Consider the following 3,107-nt stretch of genomic DNA (forward strand, 5'->3'; position numbering starts at 1 on the left):
GAGGTGGTTGTGGTGCTGGGCGTAAATGGCGCCGGCAAGACGACCCTCCTTCGCGCTATTACCGGACTGATGTCTAAAATCCAGGGGACGGTCGACGTTGACGGCGTACAAGTACAAGGATTGAGTCCCGCTGATATTTTACGCCATGGCGTCGCCCATGTCCCTCAGGGTCGCGGCACCTTCGCTTCATTGTCAGTGGAAGAGAATCTCCGGGTAGGAGGATTAACACGAAGCAAGGAAGCCGTCGACAGCGATATTGACCGATGGTATGAACGTATCCCCTGGCTTGTCAACCGCCGAGGTCAAGCCGCCGGCAGCCTCTCCGGGGGGGAACAGCAGATGCTGGCCGTCGCACGGGCCTTTATGTCCAATCCCAAGTATGTGCTGTTAGACGAGCCGAGTTTGGGGTTAGCGCCAAAGATCATCGAACAGATTTACGACACCTTGCGAGAAATCCAGCAGGAGTTAAAGATTGGCATGCTCATCGTTGAACAATTTGCTGATTTCGCATTGGAGATTGCCTCGGCCGGCTTCGTGATGGAATCGGGAGTAATAGTGGCCCATGGATCGGCGAAGGAACTGGCCCATAGCGATTCGATTCGTCAAGCTTATTTAGGTGCATAGGTAAGGAGGCGTCTATATCCGTGCACAATTTCTTGCAAACTTTAGTTAGTGGTGTTGAGGCGGGCTCTATATACGCTTTTCTTGCCTTAGCCATCGTGTTGGTCTACCAGTCCACAGGGATGATCAACTTTGCTCAGGGTGAGATGGGAATGTTCGCAACCTTCATCTCCTGGACCTTTGTAGAAAAGGGCATGCCACCCATTTTGGCGATTATTGCAGCAATGGTGCTATCCTTCGTTTTTGCCGCGGCGCTGGAGTTTTTCATAGTCCGGCGGGTGGTAGACCGCACTGGCCTCGATAGCCCGACAGCCTTGTCCTCGGGGATGTTGTTGCTCATCAACAACCTTGCTGGCGCTCTTTGGCTCTACGATCCCAAGGTTTTTCATATCTTGCCCCTCGGGGTTATATCCTTGGGCAGGGTGCGGATGTCCTATCAGACGGCCAGCGTTATCGGAGTCCTGGGGTTGGCTGTGATTCTGCTCTTCCTTCTTTTCCGATACACAAATCTCGGATTAGCGCTGAGGGCGGTAGTGTCAAACAGGGAATCGGCAAGTCTCTGCGGCGCACGGCCGGGGCGCATGTTAATGTTCGGATGGGGGTTGGCGGCCGCCCTAGGCGCCCTCGCAGGCGCCTTGATCGCTCCCACGTTATTCTTGTCGCCGATGATGATGTTGACCGTGCTTACCTACGCTATGGCAGGGGCCGCCCTTGGCGGGTTCGACAGTCTAACTGGTGCCGTCATTGGCGCGATGATAATTGGTGTGTCAGAAAACATGGCTGCCGCATACATTGGAATCATCGGCTCGGATCTTAAGGTGATTGTGCCCGTGGTGATACTGTTAATTGTCCTTCTGTTCCGACCCTGGGGTCTCATGGGAAGGAGGCCGGTGACCCGTGTCTAAGTCAATGTTAGGGTCAGCGGAAAGAAGTTCATCATCCAGGCAGCGGTTCCCCTTATCGGCGGTCGGATGGCTTGTCCTGGCGATCGCCGGAATGGCATTCCCGCTGGTGCTGATGTCACCGGTGGCACTCCACTTAGCGACGTTGGTGTTGGCCTATTCAATCACCATCGTCGGGATAAATCTCCTGACCGGTTTTTCGGGTCAGTCCAGTTTTGCCCACTCTCTCTTCGTGGCAACCGGTGCCTACACCACGGCAATATTGGTCGAAACTTTCAGCTGGCCCTTCCTGGCGACGATTCCCGTGGTAGTGGCGGTCACTTTCCTTTTGGGGCTGCTGCTAGGAACACCGGCAGCGAGGCTTAGGGGACTTTACCTTTCCATAGTCACCTTTGCGATCGGACTGCTCGTTCCGCCAATAATCCTCCGGCTCGAACCTTGGACGGGAGGCGCGAATGGATTTGCCATCACACGGCAAGTGATCTCCTGGGCAGGCTTAAATTCCATCCAGTGGAAATATTATATCGCTCTTGGCTTGACCGCCCTGGCATTCTACCTGGTGCGTAATATTCAGCGGGGAGGACTTGGACGGGCGCTCCTTACGCTGCACTCTAACCAACTGATCGCTACGACACTGGGCATCGATTTCGCAAAACTAAGAATTCTAGTTTTCGCCTTGTGCGGGATGTTCGCTGGGGTTAGCGGATCTATCATCGCCCTTATGGACGAATTCATCGCCCCTCAATCTTTCACCTTCATGTTGTCCATTTTACTTTACATTGGAGCCGTGATCGGAGGCATAGAAAGCACCATAGGCGCACTTATAGGAGCAATGGTGCTGGTAATACTGCAGTATTTCACTGATCAGGCGGCCCTTGGTTGGGTCGGCGTTTTTTACGGCGCCGTTGTAATTGCCTTAACACTGATAGCGCCGAACGGATTTACCGGTCTGATAAAAACCGTATATGCTTCGTTTTCTCGACTATTCTACCGAGAAGCCTCTTGTGAAGGGACCTCTGATTCGGACTGATCACTCTCCAGTGGGATTAAAATTAAATTGTCAAAGGAGAATGCAGATGGGTATTGTAAACTTCATTGGAAACATGACCCGGGATCAGGTGGCCGCTGTAGCTGATTCAGCTATTGCCGTTGTTCCCATTGGTTCGACTGAACAGCATGGAGCTCATCTCCCCCTGTTGACGGATTCATTGATATGTGAAGCTGTCACCAGGGAGGCTATTTCGCTGTTAGACATCGAGTCGCCAATCGTGATCGCCCCTTTGCTCCCCATAGGTAGTTCAAATCACCACCTTTTTGCCTGTACCGTGTCCTTGAGCGCGAACACCTACCTCCGAGTTCTTCGGGATATTTGCACCTCCCTTGCGACCTCTGGTTTCCGCCGATTGGTTTTCGTCAATGGCCATGGCGGAAACGATTTGCCCATGAGGCTGGTATGCAATGACGTGATTCTCGATACCGATATCACAGTAGGTGCCTGCTCCTATTGGACCTTGACCTCGGTGTTGCCCGATCCGCCGATTACTCCTCTTGATCATGCTGGAACGTACGAAACGGCACTTATTA

The 3,107-nt window shown here is 53.0% G+C and carries 4 protein-coding genes; all 4 read left to right on the forward strand.

From position 1 onward, the window contains the following. Positions 1–624, forward strand: a 624-nt coding sequence (locus GX108_06320) for an ABC transporter ATP-binding protein (protein NLO56649.1), incomplete at its 5' end; no start/stop codon positions are given. A gap of 20 nt (positions 625–644) precedes the next feature. Continuing rightward, positions 645–1,526 (forward strand): branched-chain amino acid ABC transporter permease, encoded by an 882-nt coding sequence (locus GX108_06325; protein NLO56650.1) that lies wholly within the window; start codon positions 645–647, stop codon positions 1,524–1,526. After that, positions 1,519–2,553, forward strand: coding sequence for a branched-chain amino acid ABC transporter permease (locus GX108_06330; protein NLO56651.1), 1,035 nt, complete (start codon positions 1,519–1,521; stop codon positions 2,551–2,553). Before GX108_06325 ends, GX108_06330 begins: the two co-directional genes overlap by 8 nt. 46 nt (positions 2,554–2,599) lie before the next feature. Beyond that, positions 2,600–3,107: creatininase family protein (locus GX108_06335; protein NLO56652.1), on the forward strand; the 508-nt coding region annotated here is incomplete at its 3' end.

The organism is Thermovirga sp. (genome assembly GCA_012523215.1).
Lineage (GTDB): Bacteria > Synergistota > Synergistia > Synergistales > Thermovirgaceae > 58-81.